This is a genomic window from Streptomyces sp. NPDC017520 (genome assembly GCF_044329855.1).
Classification (GTDB): Bacteria; Actinomycetota; Actinomycetes; order Streptomycetales; family Streptomycetaceae; genus Streptomyces.
The window spans coordinates 92,279-118,517 of record NZ_JBIRKB010000012.1 but is presented as its reverse complement, the minus strand read 5'-3'; the positions used below and the strand labels follow the sequence as shown (position 1 = coordinate 118,517).

18 protein-coding genes, 1 tRNA gene, 1 pseudogene and 1 riboswitch are annotated in these 26,239 nt (G+C 71.1%); of the genes and pseudogenes, 3 read left to right on the top strand and 17 right to left on the bottom strand.

Annotation, left to right across the window (positions count from 1 at the left end; genetic code table 11):
* Positions 1–77: 77 nt before the first annotated feature.
* Both ACH4KB_RS26795 and ACH4KB_RS26790 read right to left on the bottom strand, forming a co-directional pair.
* Positions 78–959 carry a Bax inhibitor-1/YccA family protein gene (locus ACH4KB_RS26795; protein WP_228925671.1) on the bottom strand — a complete coding sequence of 294 codons (882 nt, stop codon included), beginning with the start codon at positions 957–959 and terminating at the stop codon, positions 78–80.
* A gap of 208 nt (positions 960–1,167) precedes the next feature.
* A tRNA-Leu gene (locus ACH4KB_RS26790) sits at positions 1,168–1,250 on the bottom strand.
* Positions 1,251–1,828: 578 nt separating this feature from the next.
* Here ACH4KB_RS26790 and ACH4KB_RS26785 point away from each other — a divergent pair.
* Both ACH4KB_RS26785 and ACH4KB_RS26780 read left to right on the top strand, forming a co-directional pair.
* Positions 1,829–2,599 carry an ABC transporter ATP-binding protein gene (locus ACH4KB_RS26785; RefSeq protein ID WP_073879335.1) on the top strand — a complete coding sequence of 257 codons (771 nt, stop codon included), beginning with the start codon at positions 1,829–1,831 and terminating at the stop codon, positions 2,597–2,599.
* A 121-nt stretch (positions 2,600–2,720) separates the two neighbouring features.
* Positions 2,721–5,252, top strand: a complete 2,532-nt coding sequence (locus ACH4KB_RS26780) for an ABC transporter permease (RefSeq protein WP_398068446.1) — start codon at positions 2,721–2,723, stop codon at positions 5,250–5,252.
* A gap of 310 nt (positions 5,253–5,562) precedes the next feature.
* On the opposite strand, the gene ACH4KB_RS26775 is transcribed toward ACH4KB_RS26780, so the two are convergent.
* The 10 genes and pseudogenes from ACH4KB_RS26775 to ACH4KB_RS26730 form a co-directional block, all read right to left on the bottom strand.
* Positions 5,563–6,876 (bottom strand): class I SAM-dependent methyltransferase, encoded by a 1,314-nt coding sequence (locus tag ACH4KB_RS26775; RefSeq protein WP_398068445.1) that lies wholly within the window; start codon positions 6,874–6,876, stop codon positions 5,563–5,565.
* A 329-nt stretch (positions 6,877–7,205) separates the two neighbouring features.
* Positions 7,206–8,591, bottom strand: a complete 1,386-nt coding sequence (locus tag ACH4KB_RS26770; RefSeq protein WP_398068444.1) for an NAD(P)/FAD-dependent oxidoreductase — start codon at positions 8,589–8,591, stop codon at positions 7,206–7,208.
* A 489-nt stretch (positions 8,592–9,080) separates the two neighbouring features.
* On the bottom strand, positions 9,081–10,034 hold the full coding sequence (locus ACH4KB_RS26765) for an exopolyphosphatase (RefSeq protein WP_398068443.1): 954 nt from the start codon (positions 10,032–10,034) through the stop codon (positions 9,081–9,083).
* The gene (locus ACH4KB_RS26760) at positions 10,031–10,639 is read right to left on the bottom strand and encodes a DUF501 domain-containing protein (RefSeq protein ID WP_398068442.1); all 609 of its coding nucleotides are present in this window, start codon (positions 10,637–10,639) and stop codon (positions 10,031–10,033) included. The genes ACH4KB_RS26765 and ACH4KB_RS26760 overlap by 4 nt, the downstream gene beginning before the upstream one ends.
* Before the next feature lie 89 nt (positions 10,640–10,728).
* Complete coding sequence (locus tag ACH4KB_RS26755; RefSeq protein ID WP_398068441.1) at positions 10,729–11,208, bottom strand: septum formation initiator family protein; 480 nt, start codon at positions 11,206–11,208, stop codon at positions 10,729–10,731.
* 110 nt (positions 11,209–11,318) lie between these two features.
* Entirely contained in the window at positions 11,319–12,599 is a 1,281-nt protein-coding gene (eno, locus tag ACH4KB_RS26750) for a phosphopyruvate hydratase (RefSeq protein WP_398068440.1), read from the bottom strand.
* Between the two features lie 324 nt (positions 12,600–12,923).
* Positions 12,924–13,634 (bottom strand): transglycosylase family protein, encoded by a 711-nt coding sequence (locus tag ACH4KB_RS26745; RefSeq protein WP_398068439.1) that lies wholly within the window; start codon positions 13,632–13,634, stop codon positions 12,924–12,926.
* A gap of 5 nt (positions 13,635–13,639) precedes the next feature.
* Positions 13,640–13,823: riboswitch (cyclic di-AMP (ydaO/yuaA leader) on the bottom strand.
* Positions 13,824–14,112: 289 nt separating this feature from the next.
* Entirely contained in the window at positions 14,113–15,204 is a 1,092-nt protein-coding gene (locus ACH4KB_RS26740; RefSeq protein ID WP_398068438.1) for a transglycosylase family protein, read from the bottom strand.
* 175 nt (positions 15,205–15,379) lie between these two features.
* Positions 15,380–15,673, bottom strand: a pseudogene (locus ACH4KB_RS26735) (cytochrome P450); the annotation flags it as partial.
* A complete protein-coding gene (locus ACH4KB_RS26730) occupies positions 15,621–17,777 on the bottom strand; it encodes a recombinase family protein (protein ID WP_398068437.1) in 2,157 nt (718 codons plus the stop codon). The pseudogene ACH4KB_RS26735 and the gene ACH4KB_RS26730, both read right to left, overlap by 53 nt.
* A 419-nt stretch (positions 17,778–18,196) precedes the next feature.
* On the opposite strand from ACH4KB_RS26730, the gene ACH4KB_RS26725 reads away from it, so the two are divergent.
* On the top strand, positions 18,197–19,453 hold the full coding sequence (locus tag ACH4KB_RS26725; protein WP_398068436.1) for a cytochrome P450: 1,257 nt from the start codon (positions 18,197–18,199) through the stop codon (positions 19,451–19,453).
* Between the two features lie 46 nt (positions 19,454–19,499).
* Here ACH4KB_RS26725 and ACH4KB_RS26720 read toward each other — a convergent pair whose 3' ends face one another.
* The 5 genes from ACH4KB_RS26720 to ACH4KB_RS26700 form a co-directional block, all read right to left on the bottom strand.
* The gene (locus ACH4KB_RS26720; RefSeq protein WP_398068435.1) at positions 19,500–20,516 is read right to left on the bottom strand and encodes a nucleoside triphosphate pyrophosphohydrolase; all 1,017 of its coding nucleotides are present in this window, start codon (positions 20,514–20,516) and stop codon (positions 19,500–19,502) included.
* 74 nt (positions 20,517–20,590) lie between these two features.
* Positions 20,591–21,247: a SurA N-terminal domain-containing protein gene (locus ACH4KB_RS26715; RefSeq protein ID WP_398068434.1), complete on the bottom strand. Its 657-nt coding sequence runs from the start codon at positions 21,245–21,247 to the stop codon at positions 20,591–20,593.
* Between the two features lie 196 nt (positions 21,248–21,443).
* A complete protein-coding gene (locus tag ACH4KB_RS26710; protein WP_398068433.1) occupies positions 21,444–23,087 on the bottom strand; it encodes a protein kinase in 1,644 nt (547 codons plus the stop codon).
* Entirely contained in the window at positions 23,084–23,671 is a 588-nt protein-coding gene (locus ACH4KB_RS26705) for a hypothetical protein (protein ID WP_398068432.1), read from the bottom strand. Before ACH4KB_RS26705 ends, ACH4KB_RS26710 begins: the two co-directional genes overlap by 4 nt.
* Positions 23,672–23,769: 98 nt before the next feature.
* Positions 23,770–26,160 (bottom strand): N-6 DNA methylase, encoded by a 2,391-nt coding sequence (locus ACH4KB_RS26700; protein ID WP_398068431.1) that lies wholly within the window; start codon positions 26,158–26,160, stop codon positions 23,770–23,772.
* Positions 26,161–26,239 lie beyond the last annotated feature (79 nt).

The following is a 26,239-nucleotide window of genomic DNA, read 5'->3' as shown; positions in this document are numbered from 1 at the left end:
ACGGCCCGCAGGCATGGTGCCTGCGGGCCGTTCCGGTGTCGCGGGTACTGCGGGTGTCACGCGTGCTCCACGGCCGGTCAGTCGTCGCCGCTGAGGATCGCGACCAGGCGCAGCATCTCGATGTAGATCCACACCAGGGTCACGGTGAGGCCGAAGGCCGCCAGCCAGGACTCCTCGCGCGGAGCGCCGTACGCGATGCCGTCCTCGACCTGCTTGAAGTTCAGGGCGAGGATGCACGCGCCGATGACGATGGCCACGATGCCGAAGATGATGCCGAGCGCACCGCTGCGGAAGCCGAGGCCGTCACCGCCGCCGAACACGGCGAACAGGAGGTTGACCATCATCAGCAGCGTGAAGCCGATGGCGGCCGCCATCACGAAGCCGTAGAAGCGGCGCGTGACCCGGATCAGTCCGGTGCGGTAGGCGATCAGCACACCGGCGAAGACCGCCATGGTGCCGATCACCGCCTGCATCGCGGCGCCGGGAGCCCAGTAGACACTGACGATGTTGCTGATGACGCCGAGGAAGACACCCTCGAACGCCGCGTACGTCAGGATCAGCGGCGGCGAGGGCCGGCGCTTGAACGAGTTCACCAGCGACAGCACGAAGCCGATGATCGCGGCGCCGATGGCGACGCCGATCGCCGTGCCGACGTTCTCCTTGTCGACCGGCAGCGTCCACCAGGCGGCGGTCGCGGCGACGATCACGGTGCCGAGCGTCATCGCCGTACGCGTCACCACGTCGTCGATGGTCATCACGTCGGGACGGGCGGGCGCCTGCGGGGCGCCCTGGATGTCCGTCTGCGCGTAGGGGTTGGTGGCGTACGGGTTGGCGGCGGTGCCCTGCGCGTACGGGTTGCCCGTCGCGGGGGCCCCGGCCTGCGGCGTCGCGTTGAAGCCCGCGTGGCCGTTGTCGCGGCTGAACCCCCGTCGCGAGAAGACCGGGTTGCTGCTCCTCATCTCACTCCTCCATGGCCACACTGCGTGGCCTTGCCACAAGAGTAATGGGTAGGCAAAAGAATCACCCCAGTGCCAGGGGAGGATCTTTTCGGCAGCCCGGAGTGATGCCGGCCGAGGGCTTGGGAGAGCTGTCGTGCGGGGCCGGGATCACGGACCGGGCATCGGTCACGGTCTGGGCCGTCCGGGTCACGCACGGTGCGGCGCGTAGTGCCCGGAGCCGGACTCGAACCGGCACGCCCCCGAGGGGCAGCGAGGTTTAAGCTCGCCGTGTCTACGTTCCACCATCCGGGCGTGCCGCGCGACTCCGCGTCTGGCTACCGACCCTAGCCGGGGACATCCCTCGATCAGCGGAACAGTGGCGCGATGTTGTCTTATTTTATTGACCGCTTGAGGGACCGTCAGGACATCAGGCCAAGCTGACCGCACGCCCGCGGCCGATCTTGGGCGGCCCGCGCACCGCATGGGAATGACGGAAAGTCGCCGCACTCGTACGGCCCAACGCGCCAGGTCCGCGCCATGCTTCGCCAGGGCATCCGCCACCCTCCGGTCCGGCTCCGCCCCGGCCCCGGCCCCGGCAGCGCTCCGGAGGGGCCTCACCGCCGCGGGCGCCGCTCCCCGCCCGCGTCCCGGCACACTCACGGTGGGTGACCACGAAGCGGTGGCCACGACTCCGGTCAGGGTCGATGTCATACCCGAGGAGGACGGATCCACGCCCTCGATGCGACTCAAGAGGGCCACGGGAACGGGCATCGGGAGTGACGACCGGGGCCGATCGGGACGTAACGATGGAGTAAGTCCCCGAGGCATGGCGTCAGCGCCCGCCTCAGCACGGCCCATGCGTCCGCATCACCCGAACCAGGAGCGTCCCTGTGACCACCACCCCCACCGTTCACCGCGCCACCGCGGTGGCTGCCCGCGCCACGGAGCTGTCGAAGGTCTACGGCGAGGGCGAGACGCAGGTCGTCGCCCTGGACCGGGTGACCGTGGACTTCCCGCAGGGCGAGTTCACCGCGATCATGGGCCCCTCGGGCTCCGGCAAGTCGACGCTGATGCACTGCGTCGCCGGCCTCGACAGCTTCAGCAGCGGTTCGGTGCGCATCGGCGACACCGAGCTCTCCACACTGAAGGACAAGCAGCTCACGCAGTTGCGCCGGGACAAGATCGGCTTCATCTTCCAGGCGTTCAACCTGCTGCCGACGCTCACCGCGCTGGAGAACATCACCCTGCCGATGGACATCGCGGGCCGCAAGCCGGACGCCGCGTGGCTCCAGAAGGTGATCGACATGGTCGGGCTCTCGGACCGGCTGAAGCACCGCCCGACCGAGCTCTCCGGGGGCCAGCAGCAGCGCGTCGCCGTGGCCCGCGCCCTGGCGTCGCAGCCCGAGATCATCTTCGGTGACGAGCCGACCGGGAACCTGGACTCCCGTTCCGGCGCCGAGGTCCTCGGCTTCCTGCGCAACTCGGTGCGCGAGCTGGGGCAGACCGTGGTGATGGTGACGCACGACCCGGTCGCCGCCTCCTACGCGGACCGGGTCATCTTCCTCGCCGACGGCGCGGTCGTCGACCAGATGATGCACCCGACCGCCGACGGGGTCCTCGACCGGATGAAGGCGTTCGACGCGAAGGGCCGCACGAGCTGACGCCGTCGGCGGCCGGCCGACACGGCCGCCGCACCGGCTGACGCGGGCGCCCGCCGTACCCCGGCCGCCGCCCCCGCGCGTCCCCGTCCCCCTTCCGGAACCCATCCCAGGACACACAGACATGTTCCGTACCGCCCTGCGCAATGTGCTCGCGCACAAGGCCAGGCTGCTGATGACCGTGCTCGCCGTCATGCTCGGCGTAGCGTTCGTCTCCGGCACCCTGGTCTTCACCGACACCCTCGGCAACGCCTTCGGCAAGCAGTCCGCCAAGAGCTACGACAACGTCGCCGTCTCCGTGGAGACGTACGCCGGCAACGACGAGAAGACCCCCGGCATCGATGAGGCCACCCTGGAGAAGATCCGGGGCCTGGACGGCGTGGCCTCCGCCACCGGCCGGGTCAACGGCTTCGCCGGGGTCGCCGACCCGGACGGCAAGCTGATCGGCAACGGCTGGTCCAACACCGGTGCGAACTTCGCCCCCGGCAAGGACGGCAAGGACGCGAGCTACGTCTTCACCGACGGCTCGGGCCCGGCCAAGAACGGCTCGGTCGCGCTCGACAAGGACACCGCGAGCAAGGGCGAGTACCGCGTCGGGGACCCGGTTCGGGTCGCGACCAACGGCCCGGTGAAGGAGTACACCCTCTCGGGGATCTTCACCACCGAGGACGGCGCGGTCAACGCGGGCGGCAGCCTCGTGCTGTTCGACACCGCGACCGCCCAGAAGCTCTACCTGAAGCCCGGCGTCTTCCAGAACGCCACCGTCTCCGCCGCGGGCGGCGTCTCCGACCAGAAGCTGCTGGACGCCATCGAGCCCCTGCTGCCGGAGGACGCCACCGCGCAGACCGGCAAGGCACTGGCGGACCAGCAGGCGAAGGACATCGAGAACGGGATGGCCGGCCTCAACGGCATGCTGCTCGCGTTCGCCGGCATCGCGCTGTTCGTCGGCATCTTCCTCATCGCCAACACCTTCACCATGCTGATCGCGCAGCGCACCCGCGAGCTGGCCCTGATGCGGGCCATCGGAGCCACCCGCCGCCAGGTCAAGCGCTCGGTACTGCTGGAAGCGGCGGTCGTCGGCACGCTCGCCTCCGTCATCGGCTTCGCCCTCGGCCTCGGCCTCGCCACCGGACTGCGCTCCGCGATGGGCCTCCTGGGCGGCAAGATCCCCGCCGGGCCGCTGGTCGTCTCGCCGACCGCCGTCCTCTCCGCCTTCGCGGTCGGCATCCTGATCACCGTGCTGGCCGCCTGGCTGCCCGCCCGCCGGGCCGCGAAGATCGCCCCGGTGGCCGCGATGAGCAGCGTGCACGCCACCGCCTCCACCAAGTCCCTGGTCGTACGGAACTCCATCGGCGGCGTGATCGCCCTGCTCGGCGCCGCGGGGATCGTCGGCGGCGCGGCGGCCGGCGGCACACCCGGCAGGCAGCTGGTCGCGGGCGGCGCGTTCTTCGCCCTGATCGGCGTCATCATCCTGATCCCGCTGCTCTCCCGCCCGGTCATCGCGCTGGTCCGGCCGCTGCTGAAGAAGCTGTTCGGCGTCTCCGGGAAGCTGGCCTCGCAGAACGCGGTCCGCAACCCGCGGCGTACCGGAGCCACCGCCTCCGCTCTGGCCATCGGGCTGACCCTGGTCACCGGCATCTCGGTGCTCGGCGTCACGCTCGGCCAGGCCATCGACAAGATGACCACGGACAACATCAAGGCCGACTACATGGTCTCGATGGCCAGCGGCGACTCGCTCGACGAGTCCGCGCTCACCGCACTGGCGAAGGCCGACGGCGTCTCGGCGCTCTCCCCGCAGCAGGCCGCCTGGTTCGAGGTCGACGGTGAGAGCCACTCCGCGTCCGGCGTCACCCCGGGCGATGTGGAGGAGGTCTTCTCGCTGACGACCGTCTCCGGTTCCCTCGGCTCGCTGAAGGACGGTCAGGTCGCGGTCGGCTCCAAGACCGCCAAGTCGAACGGCTGGAAGACCGGTGACACGCTCCCGGTGAAGTTCGACGACGAGAAGAAGGGCGAGCTGAAGGTGGGCGCGCTCTACGAGGAGAACGAGTTCCTCTCCCCCTTCCTCATCCCGAAGGAGCTGGCGGACGAGCACAGCACGTCCACCCGCCCCGAGATCCGCGAGATCTGGATCAAGGCGGACGGCGGCGCGAGCAAGGCCAACGAGCAGTCGATCGTGGACGCGCTCGGTGACAACCCGGCGATGAGCGTCATGGACCGGCAGGACATCCGTGACATGTTCGGCGGCTTCATCAACACCGCCCTGAACATCATGTACGGGCTGCTCGCCATGGCCCTGCTGATCGCGGTCCTCGGGGTCGTCAACACCCTCGCGATGTCGGTGTTCGAGCGGCAGCAGGAGATCGGCATGCTCCGCGCGATCGGCCTCGACCGGGGCCGCGTCAAGCGGATGATCCGTCTGGAGGCCGTCGTCATCTCGCTCTTCGGCGCGGTGATCGGGGTCGGCCTCGGGGTCTTCCTCGGCTGGGCGATCGGCCGGACCCTGTCCGCCGACATCCCCGGCTACGCCCTGGTCATCCCGTGGGACCGGCTCGGCCTCTTCCTGCTCCTCGCCGCCCTGGTGGGCGTCCTCGCCTCGCTGTGGCCCGCGCGCAGCGCCGCGAAGCTCAACATGCTGACGGCGATCAAGACCGAGTAGCCCGGGCCCGGGGAGCCCGGGACGTGGGGACGACGAGGGGCCGGGGGGCCCCGGGGGGGGGGGGCCCCCGCCCCCCCCCCCCCCGGCGGGCCCGTCCGGGGCGACCCCCGGGAACAAGTAAGGGGGCCGCCGGCGGCCCCCGCCCGCCCCCCCCCCCCGCGCGGGCGCGGCGCCCCCCCCCCCCCCCGGGGGGGGGGGGGGCGGGGGGGGGGGGGGGGGGGGGGGGGGGCCCCCCCGGGGGGGGGGGGCCCCCCGGCCCCTCACCCGTCGGCGTACGCGTACGGGTCAGACGCCCGTAAGCATGTACGGGTCAGGCGTCCGTGCCCCCGGCGGACTCCGTCCAGGCGCGGGCGCGCAGCGGCATCCGGGAGCCGCCGCCGTCCAGCGGGCGGACCGCGAGGATCTGGTTGACGCCGATCTTGTTGTGCTCGAAGGAGAGGGCCGATGCGGCCATGTACAGCCGCCAGACCCTGGCCCGGCCCGGGGAGGTGGCGCGTACCGCCCGCTCCCAGTGCCGCTCCAGGTTGGCCACCCACTGGCGCAGGGTCAGCGCGTAGTGCTCGCGCAGCGTCTCGACGTCCCGGGCCTCGAAGCCGGCCTCCTCCAGGGTGGCCAGGGTGCGGCCGAGCGGGGCCAGTTCGCCGTCGGGGAAGACGTAGGCGTCGATGAACGCGTCGATACGGTAGGCGTCCTCGTCCTTCTCGGGGCGGCGGGCGATCTGGTGGTTCAGGAGGCGTCCGCCGGGCTTCAGGAGGGCGTAGAGGTCGTCCGCGTACTCCCGGTAGCGGACCGATCCGACGTGCTCGGCCATGCCGATCGAGGAGATCGCGTCGTACGGGCCGTCGCGGACGTCCCGGTAGTCCTGGACCCGGATCTCGATCCGGTCGGTCAGGCCCTCCTCGGCGATGCGCTTGCGGGCGTGCGCGGCCTGCTCCTGGGAGAGGGTGACGCCGGTGACCTGTGCCCCGTACGCACGGGCGGCGTGGATGGCCATGGAGCCCCAGCCGCAGCCGACGTCCAGGAGCCGGTCGCCCCCCTTCAGGCCGAGCTTGCGGCAGACCAGGTCGAGTTTGTCGCGCTGCGCTTCCTCCAGGGTCCCCCCGTCCTGCCAGTAGGCGCAGGAGTAGACCATGGAGGGGCCGAGCACCAGGGCGTAGAAGTCGTTGCCGACGTCGTAGTGGTGGCTGATGGCCTCCTTGTCGCGGCGTCTGGTGTGCAGCGGGCCGGTGCGGCGGCGCACCTCCTCGGCGGGCGGGGCCGGGGGCGGCCAGGGGCCGGCGAGGTCGAGGAGGCCGCGGGCGAAGGCGCGGACCTTGGGGTCGCGGACCGGGTGGACGGAATCCTTGGCGTCGGCACCCCGGTCCCAGAGCAGCCCGGCCAGATGGCCGAGCGCTTCGTACAGGTCGCCCTCGATGTCGATCTCCCCCGCCACCCAGGCGCGGGCCAGGCCCAGTTCGCCCGGCTTCCACAGGAGCCGCCGCAGGGCGCGGCGGTGGCGGATCACGAGGACCGGGGCGCCGGGCGGCCCCGATTCGCTGCCGTCCCAGGCCCGGACACGGACCGGCAGGGGTTCCGAGAGCAACTCCTCGGCAAGAGCGGTCAGCCGCGACGCGGCGTCTGCCATGGCGCACACCTCCGTGGTGTTTCCCCGACAAGCACGACAAGCACAGACGAACAGACATGCTCGTAGCCCCGCCGCGACACCCCGGGTGGCGTGGCGAGGTACACCTGCGTCAACTCTCCTCGCACTCTCCGTCATCCCGCTACCGGGCAACGAAACGGCAAAACGTGTGTACGCGCCACCCATATGGGCGGGAACAGGCCACGGGCCGCCGTCCGGCCCCGGTCCGGTCCCCGCCCGGATACGCCGAAGGGGCCGTCCGCACCACGGATGGCGGACGGCCCCTTCGGGCGTCGTACGGTGCGCTCCCCGCGGAGCGCTTCACCGGGGGGTCAGGAGGCCTTGGCCTTCTCGCCCTCGGACTTGGCGGCGGCCGGGGCCGGGGCCGGCTTGGCGGCCTCGTAGAACTCCTCGCGCGGCGTCTCCATGGCGCCGAGCGAGACGACCTCGCGCTTGAGGAACATCGCCAGCGTCCAGTCGGCGAAGATCCGGATCTTGCGGTTCCAGGTCGGCATGGCCATGCCGTGGTAGCCGCGGTGCATGTACCAGGCGAGACGGCCCTTGAGCTTGATCTTCATCTTGCCCATGACGACCATCGCGACGCCCTTGTGCAGGCCGAGACCGGCGACCGCACCCTTGTTGGCGTGGCTGTACTCCTTCTGCGGGAAGCCCCGCATACCGGAGATCACGTTGTCGCCGAGGACCTTCGCCTGACGCAGCGCGTGCTGGGCGTTGGGCGGGCACCAGGCGTTCGGGTTGCCGGCGCGGCGGCCGACCATGTCCGGCACCTGGGCGTTGTCGCCCGCGGCCCAGATGTAGTCGGTGCCCTGCACCTGGAGCTTCTCCGAGGTGTCCACGTGGCCGCGGGGGCCGAGCGGCAGGCCGAAGCGCGTCAGCGCGGGGTTCGGCTTCACACCGGCGGTCCACACGATGGTGCTGGAGTCGACCTCCAGGCCGTTCTTCAGCACCACGCGGCCGTCGACGCAGGAGTCCATCGAGGTGGAGAGGTAGATCTCCACGCCGCGGCTCTCCAGGTGCTCCTTGCCGTAGGCGCCCAGCTTCGGGCCGACCTCGGGAAGGATCTTGTCGGCGGCGTCGACGAGGATGAAGCGCATGTCGTCGCGCTGCACGTTGGTGTAGTACTTCGCCGCGTCGCGGGCCATGTCCTCGACCTCGCCGATGGTCTCCGCGCCGGCGAAGCCGCCGCCCACGAAGACGAACGTCAGCGCCTTGCGGCGGACGTCCTCGTCGGTCGTGGAGTCAGCCTTGTCCAGCTGCTCCAGGACGTGGTTGCGCAGGCCGATGGCCTCCTCGACGCCCTTCATGCCGATGCCCTGCTCGGCGAGGCCGGGGATCGGGAAGGTACGGGAGACCGCGCCCATCGCGATGACCAGGTAGTCGAAGGGCAGCTCGTAGGCCTCGCCGACGAGCGGCGCGACCGTGGCGACCTTGCGGTCCTGATCGATGGTCGTGACACGACCGGTGAGAACCTCAGCCTTGGGCAGCACGCGTCGCAGCGGGACGACGACATGCCGAGGCGAGATGCTGCCTGCGGCAGCTTCGGGGAGGAAGGGCTGGTACGTCATGTACGACCGCGGGTCGACGACCGTGACGGTCGCCTCTCCGTATCGCATCTTCTTCAGAATGCGACGAGCTGCGTACAGGCCTACGTACCCACCGCCTACAACGAGGATCCTGGGACGCTCCGTGGTGCTCATGCCATCGAGTATCCACCCCGCCCCAGGGGGGGTGCTCGTGAGCCCCTTCACAAGGATTGACCGACCCTCTGCTACACTTCGCCGCCCACGTGACCCAGGTCATGGGCACGAAAGGGAACCACCACACCGCGGGAAACGTTGTTCACCGCTTGTGAGCTGGCCCTTGACCCTCTGGGGCGGGTGGACCACCCCTCCCCTTCATGCGGTCGCAACGCTGCCGGAACGCGCACGCGACACTTCCGCACACCCTCCCGGGCGACCGGTTCCGGCCTGATGGGCCCCAACCACGACCAACAGGGCCCCATTCCTTGTGAAGAAGTTCACGAAGTTTCCCGCGACGCGTCCCCGGAGAGGCCCCCGAACGGCCCGGAAGGGCCGGGTCCGGGCTCAACGGTGCAGGTGACGACGCTATTGAGCGGGCAGCCGGAGGACTGCCCGCCCGGCTACGCGGCGCTCCAGGCGATGCCGTCGAGGATGTCGCCCAAAGCGCTACTGAGCATCCTCTGCCGCATTCCAGGCAATCCCATCGAGGATGTCGTGCTCGCTGACGACGACCTCGTGGGCTCCCGTCCGCTCCATCACGGCGAGCAGGACGAGCGCCCCCGCGCCGATCACGTCGACCCGGCCCGGGTGCATGACGGGAATCGCGGCGCGCTCGTCGTGGGTGGAGCGGAGCAGGTGCTCGGTGATCGCGCGGACCTGGCCGCGGGTGACCCGTGAGTGGTGGATGGCCCCGGAGTCGTACTCCGGCAGTTCCAGCGCGATTCCGGCGATCGTCGTGACGGTGCCCGCCAGACCGACGAGGGTGCCGGCCCCCTTGAGCTCCACGGTCTGCTCGGCGAGGTCGAGTGCGGCGTCGACGTCCGCGCGGATCGCCGCGGCCCGCTCGTGGCTGGGCGGGTCCATGACGGCCCCGTCCACGATCAGATGACGCTCCGTCATCCGTACGCAGCCGATGTCCACCGACCGGGCCGCCTCCACCCGGTCCGAACCGAGGACGAACTCCGTGGAGCCGCCGCCGATGTCGACGACCAGATACGGCTTCTCCAGGTGGTCGCTGCCCACCAGCTCCTTGGTGGCCCCGTCGAAGGAGAGCTGCGCCTCCTGGTCGCCGGTGATCACCTCGGGCTCGACGCCGAGGATGTCCCGTACCCCGGCCACGAAGTCGGCGCTGTTCTCGGCGTCCCGGGAGGCGGAGGTGGCGACGAAGCGGATCCGTGTCGCGCCCAGCTCCTCGATGGCCGCCGCGTACTCACGGCAGGCGGCGAACGTCCGCTCCAGCGCCTCGGGGGCGAGCCGGCCGGTCCTGTCCACGCCCTGGCCGAGGCGGACGATGGTCATGCGCCGGTCCAGCTCGGTGAAGGAGCCGGTGGCGGGGTCCACGTCGGCGACGAGGAGCCGGATGGAGTTCGTGCCGCAGTCGACGGCGGCGACCCGGGTCACGTGTCCTTCCCGTCCGCGGTCCCGTCCAGGGGGCGGAAGGCGACGTGGCCGCCGTCGCCCTCGTCCACCGTCCAGCCCTCGCCCTGCGGCACGCAGGGGGTGACGCAGGGGCCCTTGGCCCACCACTCGGGCAGCATCGCGATGGCCTCGTCGCCCAGCGGGTTCACCCCGGGCCCCGCGGCCAGCGAGTGGCCGACCAGGACGTGCAGGCACTTCACCCGGTCCGGCATGCCGCCCGCGCTCGGGAAGCCCTCCAGGACCTCGATGGCGTCGCGGCGGGTGATGTAGTCCTCGTGCGCGGCCCGGTAGGCGTCGGCCAGCTCCGGATCGGTCCCCAGACGGGCCGTCATCTCCTTCATGACCCCGTTGGCCTCCAGCGTGCCGATCGCCGAGGCGGCCCGGGGGCAGGTCAGGTAGTACGTCGTCGGGAACGGCGTGCCGTCCTCCAGACGGGGCTGGGTCTCCACCACGTCCGGGTTGCCGCAGGGGCAGCGGTGCGCGATGGCGCGCAGACCGCGCGGCGGGCGGCCGAGCTGCTGCTCGAACGCGGCGATGTCCGCATCGGTGGGCTGGGTGGACTCGGTCTGCGGAGGGGGCGTTTCCATGCCTGCCTTGGTTCTGCTCGGAAGCTCGTAGAGGTGGACGTACGGAGGGATGTACGGAGGGATGTACGGAGGGATGTACGGGGTCGGTGTCAGTCGCGTTCGGCCCGGTCGGCGCTGTCCACGTCGTCCCAGAGGTTCGCGTGCCACGGCCGGTCGCTCGCGCCCGACTCGCCGCGGCGGTCCTGGGCCGCGTCGGGGTCGGCAACGGTGTAGCCGGTCTCCCCGGGGAGGACGTAGTGGAGGTGCTGGCGGGCCAGCCGCATGATGTACGCGTCGTCCTGGAGCCGCGCCTTCTCGTCCCGCAGCTCCTCGGTGCGCCGTTCCGCCTGGCGCGAGAGCCGCTCCTGCTCGGCGATCTCGTCGCGCTGGGAGACGTACTGCCGCATCGGGTAGGCGAGCGCCACCACCAGGGAGCAGACCACCAGCGCCAGGAACGCGGCCCGGCCGGTGAGCCGGGAGCGGCGGGCCTGCCGGCGGTTCTGGGATCGGTACACGCGGGCCGCGGTCTGCTCGCCGAGCAGTCGCAGCCTGGTCGCGGTGGAGAACCGGTCGCGGTCCTTCCCGGCCATCTGTCCCGCCTCCCCGTCAGAGCTCGTCGGCTCCTACGCACGTCCGTCCCCGCACACGGTACGGGACCGGGTGCGGGGACGGACGGAGGCTACCGTCTTGACGCTACGGGTCAGCCCTTGAAGCGCGGGAAGGCGGAACGGCCCGCGTACACCGCGGCGTCGTCGAGGATCTCCTCGATGCGCAGCAGCTGGTTGTACTTGGCGACGCGGTCCGAGCGGGCCGGGGCGCCGGTCTTGATCTGGCCGCAGTTCACGGCGACGGCGAGGTCGGCGATGGTGACGTCCTCGGTCTCGCCGGAGCGGTGCGACATCATGCACTTGAAGCCGTTGCGCTGGGCCAGCTCGACGGCGTCCAGGGTCTCGGTCAGCGAACCGATCTGGTTGACCTTCACGAGCAGGGCGTTGGCGGAGCCCTCCTCGATGCCGCGGGCCAGTCGCTCGGGGTTGGTGACGAAGAGGTCGTCGCCGACGATCTGCACCTTGGCGCCGATGCGGTCGGTGATGACCTTCCAGCCGGCCCAGTCGTCCTCGTACAGCGGGTCCTCGATGGAGACCAGCGGGTACGCGGAGACGAGCTCCTCGTAGTACTCGGTCATCTCGGCGGCCGAGCGGGACTTGCCCTCGAACTCGTAGACGCCGTCCTTGTAGAACTCGGACGCGGCGACGTCGAGCGCGAGCGCGATGTCGCGGCCCGGGACGTAACCGGCCTCCTTGATGGCCTCGACGATGAGGTCCAGGGCGGCGCGGTTGGACTCCAGGTTCGGGGCGAAGCCGCCCTCGTCGCCGAGTCCGGTGGACAGGCCCTTGGTCTTGAGGACCTTCTTCAGCGTGTGGTAGACCTCCGCACCCCAGCGCAGGCCCTCGGAGAAGGACTCCGCGCCGATCGGGGCGATCATGAACTCCTGGACGTCCACGTTGGAGTCGGCGTGCGAACCGCCGTTCAGGATGTTCATCATCGGAACGGGCAGCAGGTGCGCGTTCGGGCCGCCGAGGTAGCGGAAGAGCGGCAGGTCGGACGCCTCGGAGGCGGCGTGCGCGACGGCCAGCGAGACGCCGAGGATGGCGTTCGCACCGAGCGACGCCTTGTTCTCGGTGGCGTCGAGGTCGAACATCGCCTGGTCGATGAGGCGCTGCTCGGTGGCGTCGTACCCGACGAGCTCCGGGCCGATCTGCTCGATGACGGCGAGGACGGCCTTCTCGACGCCCTTGCCCATGTAGCGGTTGGGGTCACCGTCGCGAAGCTCGATGGCCTCGAACGCACCGGTGGAGGCACCGGACGGAACAGCAGCACGGCCCGTGCTGCCGTCGTCGAGGCCAACCTCGACCTCGACCGTGGGGTTGCCCCGGGAGTCGAGGATTTCCCTGGCTACGACGACGTCGATGGACGGCACGAGGCATCTCCTTCTGGGATCTGACACTGGTTGTGCAGGGTCACTGTGGCCTTGCGACACGAGCCTATCGGGCCCGGCCGCGTCGGCCAGCCGACCGCCCGCCTCCTGGGACGAAAAAGGGCCCAAGGACCTGCATCACGGGACAAAACTCTAGAAATCTACTGTGCGGTAACAACAAGAGGTGAACGCATGCGGGTCCATCGGAGCCCGCCGCTCACGAAGAACCCGGCCCGGCGCGCTGGGGGGAACGAGCGCGCCGGGCCGGGGAGCCGTGCGAGGAGAAGTGCCGCCGGACGCTTCTCCTCCGGGGAGGAGAGACGGCGGTTACTTCAGGTGGAGCTGCTGACCCGGGAAGATCAGGTCCGCGTCCTTGACGATGTCGTCGTTGAGCTTGAAGAGCTTGCTCCAGCCGCCCTTGACGCCCTCCGCCTCGGCGATGGTGCTCAGGGTGTCGCCGGCCTTGACCTTGTACTCGCCGTCGCCCTTCTGGACCTTCTCGCCGGTCGGGGTGGTGACGGTCTTCTTGCTCTCGGCCTTGGGGGCCTCGCGCTGCTCGGAGCGCGTGGTGGGCTGCTCGGCCTGACGCTCGGGCTGCGCCTGCTCGGGCTTGCTCTCGCCGGAGCCGGAGCCGGAGCCGGTGTTCACGCCCGGGTCCACACCGTCGTTGGTGAGACCGCCGGCGCCGGCGCAGGCCCAGGCGCCCGGGCCCTGCATGTCGAGGAGCTTCTCGGCGGTGGCGATCTGCTGGTCCTTGGAGGCCAGGTCGGCACGGGAGGCGTACTGCGTACCGCCGGCGGCGGCCCAGCTGGACTGCGAGAACTGCAGTCCGCCGTAGTAGCCGTTGCCGGTGTTGATGGACCAGTTGCCGCCGGACTCGCACTGGGCGACGGCGTCCCAGGTCTCGACGGAGGCGGCGGAGGCGTTGGTCGCACCCATCAGCGGGACGGCGATCGCGGCGCCGGTGACGCCCGCGAGGGTGGCGATACGGGTGGCCTTGGACGGGCGGCGGTGCTTGCCCTTGCTGTTCAGCAGCATGGAACGAATCTCCTCACCGACGCCTACGAGGTGAGCTGTCGGGTTCGGGCTGATGAGTTGCCCGGTCGCGCGGTGCTGCTCGCGACTTCACCCCTAGCCGGTCCCGTACGTTCTCGTCGGTTTCGACGAGGCGTCCGGACCCGGCGGCTTACCTGGGTCCCCCGCTCCTGCCTACGGCGCTTACGCGTCTGTTCCCTTCGACCGACGGCAGGATTCGGCGTGACGGTCGACGGGGCCCGCGGTGCGAGCGGCTCCGACCGTAAACACAGGCAACCCCGACATTCAAAGATGGACATAGAGGGCAATCAGCCCGAACTCGCCGTGGCCGGCGGGTCGTTTCCGCAGGTGAGGGGCGATTCGCCCGGACCAGCCGGACGAGACGCGCCAGTTGAAGCAAAGAGACCCATGTCTCACTTACGCAAAAGTGGACATAGGTCTCTTAACTGCCTCGATTTTCGGGGTGTTTTCCCGAATTCGATCAATTGGCGGCGGGCGCCCCTGCGGGTGTTCCTGCGCCCTCGGGAGCGGCCGGGTCCGGGCCCTTGGCCGCACCCTCGCCCGCGTCCTCACCCGCACCCCGGTCCGGGCCCAGGTCCAGGTTCTGGCCGGGCAGGATCAGGTCCGGGTCGGAGCCCAGGAGGTCCTTGTTCGTCTCGTACAGGCCGGTCCATCCGCCGGGGATCTCCTGGGCGTCGGCGATCGCCCAGAGGTTGTCCCCGGGCCGCACCGTGTACCCGCCGGCGGTCGCCGCGCCACCGTCCCGCGCGTCGCCTTCGCCGCGCGAGGCGTGCCGGCCGGACTCACGGGGACCGTCCTCCCGGCCCGCGTCGGCCTCCTCGGGCGCGGGGGCTCCCCGATGCTTGCCCCCCTTGCCGTCCTCGCCCGTCGAGGCGTCGGGGGCGGCGGAGGGGTCCGAGGTGTCGGGCGCGTCGGAGGCCGGCGGGGCGGAGGGCGTCACCGAGGGGTCGGGGGCCTCACTCCCCTTCTCCGCGCCACCACTACCGCCCTTGTCCGCCCCATCACTCTTCTCACCCTTGCCGGATTCACCGGACTCGCCGGACTCACCGGATTCGCCCGCTTCGTCGGTCGGGGTGGAGGCCGGGTCGGCCGAGGGGTCCGCCGACGGGTCGGCGGACGGATCCGCGGACGGGTCCGCGGACGGCGAGGTGCCCGGGTCGACGCCGGGCAGACCGCCGTCCACCGCGAGGCCGGAGATCACCGCACAGCTGGGCCACGCCTTCGGGCCCTGGTCGTCCAGGACCTTCTCGGCGACGGAGATCTGCTGCGAGCGGCTGGCGAGGTCGGCGCGGGGCGCGAACGCCGTGCCGCCGTACGCCGACCAGGTCTCCTGCGAGAACTGGAGCCCCCCGTAGTAGCCGTTGCCGAGATCGGCACTCCACATGCCGCCGCTCTCGCACTCGGCGACCCGGTCCCAGGTGGTGGCCTCGGCCGCGTGCGCGCCGCCGGCGCCGAGCAGCGGGATGGCGATGGCCGATCCCGTCACGCCCGCGGCGACGATGATGGCGGGTGCCTGACGAGGGCGGCGGTGTCTGCCGTTCGCGGAGCCCATGGGTATGCCTTCCGTGCGACTGACAAGCGAGTGGCCTGAGCGCCGCACAGCGGATTCCGTGGCTGCTTCGGCGCCCAAGTGGCGCGTGAGCAAGGTGCGCCCGACGCGTCGAACCGTGAACCTAGCGGGACTCGAACGTGTGTCACAAGTCGATGCAGCGCAGATCACGTGAAAGTCACGAAGTTGACGCTCTGTCACTTTTCACGGCCCGGACACCCGGTTCGAACTCGACCGGAAGGGTGCGCAGTCCTCGCATGATGAGCCCGCCGCGCCAGCGCAAATCGCCAGGTTCTCCCGCAAGCCGCAGGTCAGGAAGGCGCCTCAACAGTGTGGCCAGTGCGGCCTGCCCCTCCGACCGGGCCAGTGGCGCTCCCAGACAGTAGTGGACGCCGTGCCCGTACCCGAGGTGCTGATTGTCACGCCGTGCGAGGTCCAGAGTGTCCGGATCCGCGAACCTCTCCGGGTCGCGGAGGAACGCACGTACCGTCGCCGATGAGGTTGACCGCCGTCTCGAACCCGATCTGACCAGCTGAGCACTCAAAGAGATAGCCGCGTCGGTCCGCCTTGACCGCGTCGCGATCATCGATCGCGTTCTCCCCCTTGTCCTTGGGTACCTCGCTCCGCACCTCCGCCAGCAGCCCCGCACGGAGCCGGCCGGTGACCGTGAGCGGGGGAAGGGTCGGCCGACGGTACACCTCCACTCCCCTCCTTTCCGCGCCGAGGGCCTGCATGACTTCGGGCCAGGCGCCCTTCTGCCACCACTTGAGCTGACGTGTCCGCATGGCGTCGATCGGCCCCCAGGTGAGGGGCATGTCGTTCCAGGCAAGGCCGCGCCGGAGGCGGTGGAGCATGCCGCGGAACTGTGCACGGATGTCGCACTCCGTAGTGAAGTGCCGCTTCGCCCTACCCTGGAAGAAGGTGCGCAGGACTGCGAGAACCGACTCCCATTCCTCGTCCGTCGGGTCCGGCGGGACGAGGGTCCCGGTCTCCCAGTGCCACTGGCTCACCGCGCACTTGACACCGGGCTTGGCCGTGTTCTCCATAGCTCCGGGAGCAACCCTGATGTCGAACATGCCGAAGATTTCCCCGCGCTCTTCCAGCGTCATGTTGTCGAGGCACTCGCGGGCGTTGTTCGCGACGGCGACGAGGTTGTGTGCCTGGCGCTCATACTCGGTGAACGCCTCCAGCCACTGTTCCGCGAACCCCTTCTGCTTCCGGAACTCCTCCAGCTCCTGTTGCATCTCCTTGACGGACGCCTTGAGGACGACGGGGTCGACGCCGGCCCTGAGGTACTCGGGCACCTTCCGGTGGATGAGGTCTTCCTGAACCGCGACTCTCGTGGCGAACTCGGTGGCCCGCTGCTGGTACTTCTCCTTTTCACCGGGCAGGACGCCAACCCACTCGGTTGCCATCGTCCGAAGGCGGCCTTCGTCCTTCATGAACCTGGTCAGTTCCGCCCAGACAACACCCTCGATCCCATCGGCGTTGAAGTGCGGCTCGCCGCAGGACCCTTCCTTGTCGGTCATGCCCTTGCAGCGGTAGGCGCGTGCGTCGCCGCTTCGGCCGGCGCCGGTGTAGACCTCGCCGCAATGCCCGTCGATGCGACCGCTGAGGGGGTAGATCTGATCCTTGCTGCGGCCGTTCTGAAAGCCGATCTTCTTGAGCGTCTCCATAAGGAGCCGGGAACGCTCCTCGCTGAAGATGGGCGGAACGCCGATTCTCACCGGGTCGCCATGAACCGGAGTGCCGTCCTCGCAGCGCAGGGTCGTGTTCTTGCCGTTGCCCCGGTTCGTCTTCCGGTAGACCACGTGACCGTCGTGGATGGTCTCGCTCCAGAGGCGATTACGCAGGTTCCCGACGGTCCAGGGCACGCCGCTGCGGGTGGAGAGCTTGCGCTCGTTGAGTTCGTCGCACGCCTCGGTGTAGTTCATGCCCTGGTCGACGACGAGTCCGACGGCCACGGAGAGCACCATGGACTCGTGCTCGTCGGTGACGAGAACGCTGAACTTCTTCCGACGCTTGCCGACCCAGGAGGTGTCCTGGGCAAGCGTGTAGCCGTAAGGGGCGGGGCCACCTGGCCAGCCGCCGTAGCTGATCTTCAGCTCGCGGCCGGCGAAGGTACGCTCCTTGATACGCCGCCACTCCATCTCGGAGAAGGTGACGTACTGCACGAACCTGGACCAGCCGACGTCGGTGCTGGTGTCGATGCCCTCGGCGACCGAGATGAAGTAGATGCCGAGGTCCGCCATGTTACAGGCCCATTGGTAGGCGGCGCGGGCCGTACGGCCGATTCGGTCGACGTTGGGGACAAGGATGCGGTTGAAGTGCCGCTGGTGCGCGTCGTGGACCAGCCGGTCCATCTCCGGGCGGCTCTCCAGCGTGCCTGCCACCGCTTCGTCCACGTAGTCGTCGTACACGGTTACGTCGGGGTGGCGGTCGAGCCAACCACCGGAGATCTCGTCCTGGGCTTCGAGCCCGAAGCCGTCGAGCTGGTCCAAGGTGGAGACGCGGGCGTATTTCGCCACGATGATCGCGCCGGATTCGCGCAGGTGTGCGCGTGCCACAATGGGCATGTTCAGTCCTCCGAGACTGTTCCGTCCCCGGGGTGGCTGCACACCGCCGGGAAGGTTCCGGCCTCAAGGCGCTCACTACAGCGCTCTGGGGCCGGTGCCGTTTCCGGGGAGATTACCCCAGTTGGCGACCCGAAGAGGACTTGAGGCAGTCGCCAACGCGCGGGCAGGAGTAGGGACTTCTTTCCCTACGCACGCGACCTGGTCGGACATGTGAAGCACGGTGGCCGCGACCTGTTCGAGGAAGGCAATCCGGGGAGAACGCCCGGCCGGGTATCGCCGCCAGGATCCGGATCGGTGATGAGCCCGTTCGGTCGGTGGCGTGCCATCCCTGTCAGGGCGGCATCGGAGAGCCTCGGTGCCGAGATCTCAACGCCAGGCCGGTGGGCTCTCGCCGCACAAGCGCCCGATACCGTCGCCGGATGAACGACACCCCGGCTCCGGAGCTCTTCTCCTGGGAATTCGCGACCGATCCGTATCCCGCGTACGCCTGGCTGCGGGAGCACGCGCCCGTGCACCGGACCGAACTGCCGTCCGGAGTGGAAGCGTGGCTCGTGACCCGGTACGCCGACGCGCGGCAGGCGCTCGCCGACGCGCGGCTCTCCAAAAACCCCGAGCACCATGCTGATGACGCCCAGGGCCGCACCAAGACCGGTATCCCGGGGGAGCGCAGTGCAGGCCTCATGACGCACCTGCTCAACATCGACCCGCCGGACCACACCAGGCTTCGGCGACTCGTGTCCAAGGCGTTCACCCCGCGCCGGGCCGCGCTCTTCGCTCCACGGGTACAAGAACTGGCGGACAACCTTGTCGACGCATTCGCGGAGAACGGGGAAGCCGATCTCATCCGTGAATTCGCCTTCCCGCTCCCTATCTACGCCATCTGCGACCTGCTCGGCGTACCCAGCGAGGACCAGGACGATTTCCGCGACTGGGCTGGGATGATGATCCGGCACGGTGGCGGCCCGCGTGGCGGCGTCGCCCGCTCCGTGAAGAAGATTCGCGCCTACCTCTCCGAGCTGATCCACAAGAAGCGCGCCGACCCCGGCGACGACCTGATTTCCGACCTGATCCGGGCGAGTGACCACGGCGAGCACCTCACCGAGGACGAGGTCGCCGCCATGGCATTCGTGATCCTGTTTGCAGGTTTCGAAACAACCATTAACTTGATCGGCAACAGCGCCCATGCGTTCTTCCGGAACCCTGCTCAGCGATCCGTCTTCCAGAATGCGGTAGAGCAGGGCAACGGATCCCTCATCGATAGTGCCGTGGAGGAACTGCTGCGTTTCGACGGCCCGGTGGAGCTGGCAACCTGGAGGTACGCCACCGAGGGGCTCGAAATCGGGGGACAGTCGATCCGAAAGGGTGACCCAGTCCTCGTGGCGCTCGCGGCGGCGGACCGCGACCCCGAGAGGTTCAAGAACCCCGACATTCTCGATCTCGCCCGCCGGGACAACCAGCACCTGGGATACGGGCACGGCATCCACTACTGCCTCGGTGCACCTCTCGCTCGGCTGGAGGGGCGCACGGCTCTGGAGACGTTGTTCCGCCGCCTGCCGGACCTACAGCTCGCAGTGGACCCGGCCGACCTACGGTGGCGTGGCGGCCTGATCATGCGCGGCCTGCGCACCCTTCCGGTGAAGTTCACACCGGAAAGGTCGCCTGGTGGATCACGGTGACGGCTTCTTGCCGCACAGACTCGGCGGGCGGTGAGCAACCGCGCCCCTACCGAACGCCCGGCCCGTCGCCCTCCGCCGCCAGGATCGCGTCGCGGTAGGCGCGGGCTGCGGCGCGCAGGGCGGCCTCCGGGTCGGTGCCGTTCGCCTCGGCGCGTACGGCGAGGGCGAGCAGCTCGTAGCCGATGGTGTCGCCCGTGGGGAGGGGGACGTCCAAGTCCGCCGTACGGACGCGGCTCGCGAGTTTCGCGGCGAGGGCCAGGCCGGGCTGGCCGAGGGGGACGCCTTCGGTGACCGAGGTCCGCTGCTTCTCGATCGCCTTGGTGCGCAGCCAGTGCGCGTGGACGTCCTCGGGGGTCTCGGCGCTCTCGTCGCCGAAGACGTGCGGGTGGCGGTGGATCAGCTTCTCGACGAGACCGCCCGCGACGTCGTCGATGGCGAAGGGCTCCGCCCCGTCCTCCGGGCGGCCTTCCTCGGCGATCCTGGCGTGGAAGACGACCTGGAGCAGGACGTCGCCGAGTTCCTCGCGCAGTTCGTCCCGGTCGCCGTCCTCGATCGCCTCGACCAGTTCGTACGCCTCCTCGATGGCGTACTTGGCGAGGCCCCGGTGCGTCTTCTGCGAGGTCCAGGGGCACTCCCGGCGGATGCGGTCCATGACCTGGACCAGGTCCAGCAGGCGGGCCCCGGGCAGGTCGTAGGAGCCGGGGAGCAGTTCCAGGTCCGGCATGGCCACCCGGCCCGAGCCGCCGAGCCGGGCCAGGCCGTCCGTCAGACGGCTGTCGCCCTCGCCGCCGACCAGGACGACGACGGTCCGGCCGCCCGCGCAGTCGGCGACCAGTTCGTCGGCGGAGGGTGTGGCGTGCTCGACGGTCACGCCCGCCTCGCGGAGGTAGGGGAGCTGCGGGTGGTCAGGACCGGCGACGATGACCCGGTCGGCCGCGTGCAGCGTCTGCCAGGCCGGCCAGGACAGCAGGCCGGGCGCGACCCGGTGGCTGGCGGTGAGCAGGACGATGCGGCCGGGATCGGCGGGGGTCTCGACGGGGGCGTCGGGGGCTTCGGCGTTCACCCTGCGAACCTACCTCCGGCCCCGGGGCCCCCGGTCCGCCGGTTCAGGCGCCCGTCGGTTCAGACACCCGTCGTTCAGGCGCCCGCCGGGGACTCCTTCGGCGCGAACTCGGTGACCTGGGTGATCCAGGGCGCGCTGTAGTTGCCGAGCTGCATCTTCTGGTCGTCCCAGGTGCCGAAGCGCGGGTTGACGTCGATGTCGAGGGCCTTCGACGCCTTGGTGAGGGCCTCGCCGACGACCTGCTGGCCGGCCGGTGTGCCGAGGTCCGCGCCGAGCGCCTCGGCCAGCTTCGGGAGCTGGACCTCCTGGCGCATGTCGGCGTCGATCTGGTCCGGGGCGACCCAGCGCTGCTGGAGCATCATCGCCTCGAACCGCTCCTCGCCGCCCTGCTGGGCGCGGCTGGTCTTCCGCATCTCCTGGATCTCCTTGCGGGTGACCGTGACCCCCGCGTCCTCGGCGGCGCGGTCGAGGATCCGGCCGAAGATCAGCCCGTGCAGTTTGGCGCGGCTGAGCTGGCCCGACTTGTTCACCAGCTGGACGGCCTCCGGGGAGCTCTCCTGGGCGCTGCGGACGTCCGCGGCCCGGCTCTGGACCGTCGACACCTCGATCCGCTCGCCGCCCACGACGGCCGCGGCGCCGGGGTGGGACTGGTTGCCGCAGGCCGAAAGGAGTGGCGCGGCGACGAGTGTCGCGGCGAGGACGGCGAACGCGGTGCGACGACGGCGGTGCAAAGGAGCCTCCCGGGGAGAGTTTGTGCATCAGTGCACAAAGCCTTGCGGTGATCGATGTTAGGCAGTGGAGGTGGCCGGTGCCACTGATTCGACCAACGATTCGGGAGGAGTTGGGGATGTGGTCGGGAAGATGGCCGGGAAAGTGGTCGCCGGCGTGGTCGGGAAGTGCTCCGGTGGGGGCGGTACGGGGGCGCTGTCAGCCCCCGCGGACGTCCCGTTGGTGGCTGAGCAGGCGGCGCAGGTCCATCGGCAGCGGGTGGTGCGGCCCGTAGGTGCGCTCGGCGTCGTACAGCAGGGCCTGGAGCTGTGCCCGGCCCGCGGTGTGGTCGCCGACCGCCAGGAGCAGCTGCCCGATGCGGTGCCGGATGTCGAGTGCGCGGCCGGGGTCGGAGGCGACCGGCCCGTAGGCGTGCTCGTAGTACGGGAGGATCGCGCGGTACTCGACCAGCGCGGCCCCGGCCTCGCCGAGCTGTTCGAGGCACTGGGCGGCGTCGTAGCGGAACTGGAGGGCCTGGGCGTCGGCCTGGCCCGCTTCGGCGGTGCGGTCCTCGGCGAGGCGGCGCAGTTCGGGCAGGGCGCGGCGGTACTGCCCGTCGTCCATCAGGGTCGCGGCGTACTGCTTGCGCAGGATGCGGACGACCGGTGAGTGCTCGCCGTGCTCGGCGGCGGCGGCCGGGAGCGTGGCGCCGAGGACGTCCACGGCCTGGGTGATGCGGCCCTCGCCGAGCAGCTTCTTGACCTCGTCCACGGCCCGCGCGACGTCCGGCCGGGCGGGCGACGGCGGCGGAGTGCTCGGCGGCAGGTGGGCGGGGCGCGCCGGGGTCGGTGCGGCGGCCGGGGGCGGGTTGAAGGACGGCGGGGCGCCGAGGGAGGGGGGCGTCGCGGCGAAGGCGGCGGGTGCGGGCACGGAGGCCGGGGTGGCTGCCCGGTCCGGCCAGGGGGCGTGCGGGCGCAGGAACGGACGCGTCGGGTCGAGCGGTTCGGCGGGGGCCCCGTGCTTGGGCAGCAGCGGGGCGAGGCCCTCGTACACCTCCTGGGCGGAGGCCGGCCGGTCCTGGGGGTCCTTGGCGAGGAGCCGCAGCACGAGGGCCTCCAGGGCGGCGGGGACCTCGGGGCGGGTCTTGCGGACCGGGAGCGGGGGCTCGTAGAGGTGGCGGTGCAGCACGCCGAGCGCGGTGGAGCCGGCGAACGGCACGTCACCGCTGAGGAGTTCGTGCAGGAGCACCCCGAGGGCGTACAGGTCGGTGTACGGGCCGACCGCGCCGCCCATCGCCTGCTCAGGGGCCATGTAGGCGGGGGAGCCGATGGGTGAACCGGTGTGGGTGAGGCGGGTGGTGTCCGTGTCGAGGACCGAGGCGACGCCGAGGTCGAGGACGGTGACGGTGCCGTCGGGCCGGACCATCACGTTCCGGGGCTTGAGGTCGCGGTGGACGATCGGCACCGCGTGCACCGCGCAGAGGACGGCACAGAGCTGGGCGGCGACCGCGACGGCCCACGGCCAGGGGTACGGGTTCCGCTCGGCCAGATGGTCGGCGAGGTCGGCGCCCTCGACGTACTGCATGACGAGGTAGAGGTCGTCGCCCTCGCTGCCCGCGTCGTGGACGGTGACCAGGCCGGGGTGGTCGACCTGAGCGGTGACCCGGCACTCCCGGACGAACCGGCGGCGCAGCTCGTCGGCGGCGTCGCTGCCGGTGGGCCCGGCGACCCGGTCGGGGCGGAGCAGCTTCACGGCGACGCGGCGGTCCAGCCGCCGGTCGTAGGCCGTCCACACCTGGCCCATGCCGCCCTGGCCGAGGATGGTCGCCAGTTCGTACCGGTCGGCGATGATCCGCCCGCTCACCGGCCCTCGCCCTCGCCGGTCTCCTTGCGGAGGTAGTCGCTCAGCTCGTCCAGCTCGGCGCGGACCTGGTCGAGGCGCTGGGGCGCGGGGGTGGGCGTGGGCGGCGGGGTCGGCACGGTGTACGGGTTGGGCTGCGGGTGCTGACTCTGCTGCGGGTGCCGCGGGTGCTGCTGGTACGGGAGCGGCGCGGGGGGCACGGTCGCGTGGGCGCCGTACGGGGGCGGGGCGCCGGGAGAGCCGTAGTGGCGTATCTCCGCGTACAGGTAGTAGGCGATCACGCCCGTCAGCACGACGACGAGCCAGGCGAACAGGAGAAGCGCCTGCGCGTCCGACATCTCGTCGGGGTCGTCCGGCGTCTCCATGATGAAGATGAACAGCCCCATGTTGAGGATCACCACGACCGCCATGAGAACCCAGTCGCGCGTCCTGCGGGTGACGATGGCGAGCCGCAGCATCGCGACCCAGCCCAGCAGGCCGCAGCTCAGCACGGTCACCACCACGAAGACCACGCGCACCGCGGCGAGCGTCGCCGAGGACGGCCGGGATGTCGTCTGCTGCTGCGGCGTCGGGCCGTAGCCGTGCATGTGCTGCTCCTGGGACGCGTATGTCGGACGTGTGGGGTGAGCGTATACACCTCCGCCGACCGGGCGACCCCGGATGGGCCCAACCGTTGTGGTTCACCTCACCCGGGCGTGACCGTGCCGTCCGTCAGCCCGTCGTACATCCCCTGGACCAGCAGCCCGCCGAGCCGCTCCGCCGTCCGCAACGCGTCCTCGAACGCGGCCAGTTCGCGGAACCGCTCCCCGTACCTCCGCTGTTCGGCCAGCGGCATCCGGGGCAGTTGGAGGCGCCGGGCGTCCAGCCGGGCCGCCGTGGAGGCGTAGCTGCTGGCCTGCCGGTTGTTGGCGGTGCCGCGCAGGAAACCGGCCAGGAACCACGGATCGAGGGCGGCCGGGTCGGGCCGCAGCAGCTGGAGGTTGCGGCCGAGCTCGGCGCCCACGTCGCCCTCGCCGACGACCCGGACGACGGTCCCGCCACCGAGCACGGGCACCACGACGTCACCGGGTTCGAGCACGACCGGGTCGTCGGGGGGCCCGCCCGGGGCCTGCGGGCCGGTGAGCGGGGTTCCGGCCGGGGCCGCTCCGGTGAGGACGTCGTGCTCGGTGAGGACGGGGCCCGGGCCGCCCGGGGCCGCGTTGCCGGTGTGCAGCGAGAGCGCCCCGCCGCGGGCGAGTTCGCCGACGGTGGTCCTGGGGCGGTGCGCTGGGACGGCGGGGGCGGCGGGGGGCGGGGTGAGGCGGGCGGTCAGCCGGAGGGTCTCGGTGAGCCGCTCCCGCACCTCGCCGAGTCCGGACCCGTCTCCCCCGGGCGCGGGGCGGGGCAGATGCCGGGCCGGGGCCAGGTCCACGTCGTCGTCGAGGAGTTCGACCACGGGGACGACGCGGCTGACGCCGGGGAGGTCGGACCGGTCGCGCCAGGCGTCGAGCACGGCGGCGCGCACGGCGGGCCAGTCGAGCCGGTCACGTCCGCCGCCCGCCGACTTGCCGCCCGCTTCCCCGGCGGACGCCGCGAGACCGGCGGTGTCGACCAGGAGGAGGTCCGGCCCTGGGCGGACTCCGGGCGTCGGTCTGCGCAGGACCCAGAGGTGGAGCGGAATGCCGTACGGGGGTGCGGCGCCGGCCGGGAGGGCGAAGACGGCGCGGAGGGCTCCCCTGCGCAGGAGGTCGGCGCGGATGCGGCGGCCTGAGCGCCGGGAGGCGGCCGCCGGAGGCATCAGGAGGACGGCGGTGCCGCCGTCGCGCAGCCGGGCCAGCGCGTGCTGGACCCAGGCCAGTTCGGACTCGACGCGGGCGGGGAAGCCGTACTCCCAGCGCGGGTCGTAGCCCAGCTCGTCGTGGCCCCAGTTGCGGTCGTTGAAGGGTGGGTGGCAGAGCACGGTGTCGGTCGTGAGCCGGGCGAAGGCGTCGGCCCGCAGGGTGTCCCCGGTCCGCACGGCCAGGGAGGGGCGGGAGCTCCGCGTTCCGTCGGCGCCCAGGGCGAGGCGCAGGGCGGTGAGGGCGGCGAGCCCGGCGTCGGCCTCCTGGGCGTACAGCGCCGCGGGCCCGGAGACGGCGCGGAGCAGGGCGCCGGTACCGGCGGCCGGGTCCAGGACGCTGCGGAGCGGCCTGTCGAGGGCCGGGCGACCGGCGTCCTTCGGGGGTTCGGCGAGGTCCGCCATCAGCTCGGCGAGGTGCGGCGGGGTCAGCGTGTACTGGCGGGGGTTGGCGTCCAGGTGCCGGCCGAGCAGGAACTCGAAGGTCTGGCCGGCCCCGATCCCGGCGGCGAGTTCCGCGGCGGCGCGCAGGAGCGGCACGGAAGGCAGCAGGGCCTGCGCGGTGGGGGTGTGAACGGCTCGCGTCCCGTGCACCCCCGGAGCCGCCCCGTGCACTCCCGGAGCCGCCCCGTGCACTCCCGAAGCCGCCCCGTGAACTCCCGAAGCCTCGGGCTGGTTCGCCGGGTGTGCGGCTCCGGAGGCGGGTGCGGCGGGTGCGCTGGGTGCGGTGGGTGCGGTGGGTGCGGGTGCGGTGGGCCCGGTCGAGCCGGCGGACGCTGTCGCGTGGGCGGTTTCCGGCGTGCGGACTGTCTCTGGTTCCGGTGCGGCGGCCCGGCCGGGCCCTGAGACGCCGGAAGGGGCGTCGGGGCCGAGCCTGGCCGTGAGCACGTGGTCCACGGCGTGCGGCAGCGCGTCGGCCATCCGCTCGTCGGACGCTGCGGTCAACTCCAGCCAGGCGGCGGGCCGGTCACGGACGAGCAGCAGGGCGCAGCCTGTGTGGAGCAGAGCCTGGTCGGCCCCTGCGGGGTGACCGGCCACCGCCTGCCAGACCCGCTCGCCCAGCGGCACCTCGGCAAGTTTTCCCTGGGCGCGCAGCCACCGCTCCACCTCGGACAGCGCGAAGGCGGGGCTGGTCGCGGTGCCGCCGACGGGCCGGGGGAAGTCGGCGTGCCGACGGCGCCAGTTGCTGACGGCGGCACGGCCCACTCCTGCCAGTCGCGCGATCCCGGCCGCGGTGACCTCCGTGGCGTTCTCCGGCACTGGCACTCCCTCGGTCCGTCCGCGCTGCGTGCCCGCGAGCATAGCGAATCACCCGCACCACACCGGAAAACACCATTGC